The sequence below is a fragment of the Rugamonas sp. genome, from assembly GCF_025354735.1.
Lineage (GTDB): Bacteria > Pseudomonadota > Gammaproteobacteria > Burkholderiales > Burkholderiaceae_D > Rugamonas.
In genome coordinates this window covers 1-3071 of sequence record NZ_JANXMI010000246.1, presented here as the reverse complement: position 1 = coordinate 3071, position 3071 = coordinate 1, and the positions used below count along the sequence as shown (strand labels likewise).

3 protein-coding genes are annotated in these 3071 nt (G+C 65.2%); all 3 read right to left on the bottom strand.

The features are described 5' to 3' along the window. Positions 1 to 35: 35 nt before the first annotated feature. Positions 36 to 1379: a 23S rRNA (uracil(1939)-C(5))-methyltransferase RlmD gene (gene rlmD / locus Q0S71_RS20510; RefSeq protein ID WP_295999902.1), complete on the bottom strand. Its 1344-nt coding sequence runs from the start codon at positions 1377 to 1379 to the stop codon at positions 36 to 38. Between the two features lie 136 nt (positions 1380 to 1515). Further along, positions 1516 to 2535 carry an RNA polymerase sigma factor RpoS gene (gene rpoS / locus Q0S71_RS20505; protein ID WP_295999901.1) on the bottom strand — a complete coding sequence of 340 codons (1020 nt, stop codon included), beginning with the start codon at positions 2533 to 2535 and terminating at the stop codon, positions 1516 to 1518. 161 nt (positions 2536 to 2696) lie between these two features. Next, positions 2697 to 3071, bottom strand: a 375-nt coding sequence (locus tag Q0S71_RS20500) for a peptidoglycan DD-metalloendopeptidase family protein (protein ID WP_295999900.1), incomplete at its 5' end; no start/stop codon positions are given.

Here is a 3071-nt window from a genome sequence, read left to right as displayed (position 1 = left end):
CCCCCCCGACGTTACGCCGCTGAAGGATAGGGCGCTCAGGCCAGGTCGAACACCGCCATCGATTCCACGTGCGAGGTGTGCGGGAACATGTTGACGACGCCGGCCTTGCTCAGCACATAGCCGCCGCCGTTGACGAGGATGCCGGCGTCGCGCGCCAGCGTCGACGGGCCGCACGACACGTAGACGATGCGCTTGGGCAGCAGCTCGGGATGGCTGAGCTTGAGCTCGGCCAGCGCCGTGCAGACGGCGGCGGCGCCGTCGCGCGGCGGGTCGATCAGCATGCGGTCGAATTTGCCCAGCGCGACCAGGTCTGCGGCGCTGACGTCGAACAGGTTGCGGGTCGAGAACGAGGTCTTCGCCGACAGGCCGTTGGCCTTGGCGTTGACGAGCGCGCGCTCGGTCAGCGTGGTGCTGCCTTCGATGCCGACCACCTCGCGCGCCTGCGTCGCCAGCGGCAGGGTGAAGTTGCCGAGGCCGCAGAACAGGTCGGCGACGCGGTCGTCCGGCTGCACGTCCAGCAGGCGCAGCGCCTTGCCCACCAGCACCCGGTTGATGTGGTGGTTGACCTGCGTGAAATCGACCGGCTTGAACGGCATGCGCACGCCGAACTCGGGCAGCAGGTAGTGCAGCTGGCGGTCGAGCGGGTAAAACGGCGCGGCCGTCTCCGGCCCCTTCACCTGCAACCACCACTGCACGTTGTGGACGTCGGCGAAGGCCTTCAGCTGGACTTCATCGTCGGCCGTCAACGGCGCCATGATGCGCAGCACCAGCGCGGTGACGTCCTCGCCGACGGCCAGCTCGATCTGCGGCACCTTGTCGTAGACCGACAGCGACGCCAGCAGCGCGCGCAGCGGCAACAACATGGCCGACACGTGCGGCGGCAGGATCTCGCAGCTGTCCATGTCGGCCACGTAGACCGATTTCTTTTCGTGGAAGCCGACCAGCACGCCGCCCTTTTTCGGCACGTGGCGCACCGACAGGCGCGCGCGGTAGCGGTAGCCCCACGTCGGCCCGTACATCGGGCGCATGATGTTGAGCGGGCGGACCTTGCCGATGTGCTGCAAATTATCTTCGAGCACGCGCTGCTTGATCGCGACCTGGGCCGACGGCTCCAGATGCTGCATCGAGCAGCCGCCGCAGTTGTCGAAGTGGACGCATTTCGGCTGCACGCGCATGGCCGACTCGTGGTGCAGCGCCGTCATGCGCGCCATTTCCCAGTTCTTCTTTTTCTTGAACGTGTAGAAGCTGACGCGCTCGCCCGGCAGCGCGCCTTCGACAAACACCACCTTGCCCTGGGAGCCGTCTTCATTGGTCAGATGGCCGACGCCACGGGCGTCCATGTCGAGCGATTTGATGTCGAGGATGATGTCTTCTTGCATAGCGTTCAATGTGATTGGGGACGAGTGGGCGCGGCCGCGACGGCGTCGCGGCGCCAGGGCGGGGCGCCGAGGCGGGGCATATGATATCAGATTGTCGATCGCCGCCGATGCAGGGTCGCCGGCGTGACGCCGCCGACTACAGCAGCGAATCGCGCACCACGCCGCGCGCCGCCATCGCGCGCTTGAGCTTGACCAGCGCCTCCTGCTGGATCTGGCGCACGCGCTCGCGGGTGACGCCCATTTCCTCGGCCAGCGTTTCGAGCGTGGCCGGGTCGTCGTTGTCGAGCCCGAAACGCCGCATGATGACGATGCGCTGCTTGTCCGGCAGCTTGGTCAGCCAGTCGCGCACCAGCACCGTCATTTCGTGGTGTTCGGCGCGGGCGTCGGGACTGTCTTCGCTGGCGCCGGGCAGCATGTCCATCAGCGAGGACTGGGGGTCGTTGTCGAGCGGCGCGTCGAGCGAGGTGGCGTGCTCGGACAGGGCGAGGATGTCCTGCACCTCCTCGACCGGTCGGCCGACGAGCTCGGCGATGTCTTCGGCGGTGGCGTCCTTGCCGTTGTGGTGCTGGGCTTCGAGGTGGTATTTGCCGCGCAGGATCTGGTTCAGCTCGCGCACCATGTGCACCGGCAGCCGCACGGTGCGGGCCTGGTTCATGATGGCGCGCTCGATGCTCTGGCGTATCCACCACGTGGCGTAGGTGGAAAAACGGAAACCGCGCTCGGGCTCGAACTTGTCGATGGCGCGCATCAGGCCGATGTTGCCCTCCTCTATCATGTCGAGCAGGACCACGCCGCGGTTGATGTAATGCTTGGCGATCGACACCACCAGCCGCAGATTGTGTTCGATCATGGTCTGGCGGGCGCTGAAGTCGCCGGCCTTGGCCAGCGTGGCGTAGTGGACTTCCTGCGGCGCCGTCAGCAGCGGCCGGGTGCCGATCTGGTTCAGATAATGCTGCGTGGTGTCGGTCGACAGTTCGGCCGCCAGCACTTTTTTCAGTTCGTCGACGCTGGCCAGCACGGCGCCGACCTCGGCCACCTCGCCGTCGCCATCGTCGTCGCTGTCCGCGCCATCGACGGCGAGTTCATCACCCGACTCCTCCGGAAAATCATCCGGTGCCGTCTCGTCGTCCTGCGGTGGGTGCGGCGTCTTTGACATGGGCGATCAACAATCAAAACAGCGATGATGAGCAGCGATCAACAACAACGGTGGAAGCTTACATGTATTCGCGGCGCTTATTTATGGCGCTCATTTGCAACGATTATTCACCACGGCAAGCGCGCGCCACCGCCACGGACATCGGCGGCGGCCCGCCAGCGTCAGCGCGACGGCAGGAAGCGGGACGGATCGACCGGCTTGCCCTGCTGCCGGATTTCAAAGTGCAGCTTGACGCTATCCGTGTCCGAATCGCCCATCTCGGCGATCGCCTGTCCCTTCGTCACGCTCTGCCCCTCCTTGACCAGGATGGTGCGGTTGTGCGCATACGCCGACAATAAACTATTACTGTGCTTCACAATAACGAGATTACCATAACCACGGATGCCGCTACCGGCGTACATGACTTTTCCTGCGCCGGCGGCCACGACTTGCTGGCCCATCTTGCCGGCGATGTCGACGCCCTTGTTCTTGCCCTCGTCAAAGGTGGCGACGACCTTGCCGTCGGACGGCCAGATCCAGCTCAATTTCTCCTCGTC

What these genes read in the sequence shown, in the direction of transcription:
- rpoS (WP_295999901.1), bottom strand. Translation starts at nt 2,535, where the DNA reads ATGTCAAAGACGCCGCACCCACCGCAGGACGACGAGACGGCACCGGAT.
- rlmD (WP_295999902.1), bottom strand. Translation starts at nt 1,379, where the DNA reads ATGCAAGAAGACATCATCCTCGACATCAAATCGCTCGACATGGACGCC.